2 protein-coding genes are annotated in these 625 nt (G+C 38.1%); both read right to left on the reverse strand.

Annotated features, from left to right (window positions below):
* Positions 1 to 257: hypothetical protein (locus ACFOET_RS17715; RefSeq protein ID WP_379025155.1), on the reverse strand; the 257-nt coding region annotated here is incomplete at its 3' end.
* 153 nt (positions 258 to 410) lie between these two features.
* Positions 411 to 625 (reverse strand): hypothetical protein (locus ACFOET_RS17720; protein WP_379025157.1); only part of this gene is annotated, 215 nt, incomplete at its 5' end.

The raw sequence follows: 625 nt of genomic DNA on the forward strand, positions 1-625 counted from the left end.
ACATATATGAAATTTCTTTCTTCGCTTATTTTTTCTTCTTCTATATAAGTAATAAGTATCCTCTCAAACACATTCGAATCAACCGGATTTTCTGAAAGTTTTTCCGATGGGCATGGATATTCTTTATCCGTCTTCCCTTTGCTGTTAGACTCATTTGAATTTTGTGTTTTGTTTTCGTGAGCACAAGCCACAAAAACAAAACATAGTGTGATTAATATCTTTAACTTAGCGTATCGGGATAATTCTTGCTTTTCCATATCCATCGTAAATTGTTCTGGTATTATTTTTCGGTGCATATACGTCGAATCCAACTATGCCGAAACCCGGCAAGTCGCGGGTTCTCCTTGCGTTTTCTGCATCTCCTAATCGACTCGACGGATTGGGAGTCAAGCTTAGTGGATTTCCTGGCGCTATCCCAAAATACCCAGAAGGTACCGGTATTCCACTTGGGTGGATGTGAGAAATATTTTTGCCGACAAACCAACATCTGTATTTCTTCCGGCAAATTCATATAGTCTCTGAGCAGAATTATATGTTCCTTCTTCCACATAAGATGAATAGTTGTCATTAAAGGTAATAGTTGTACTTTCTTCATCTTGACTGATAGCTCCCTTCGCAATTTTGA

Origin of the sequence: Parapedobacter deserti (assembly GCF_042646065.1) — a bacterium.
Classification (GTDB): Bacteria; Bacteroidota; Bacteroidia; order Sphingobacteriales; family Sphingobacteriaceae; genus Parapedobacter; species Parapedobacter deserti.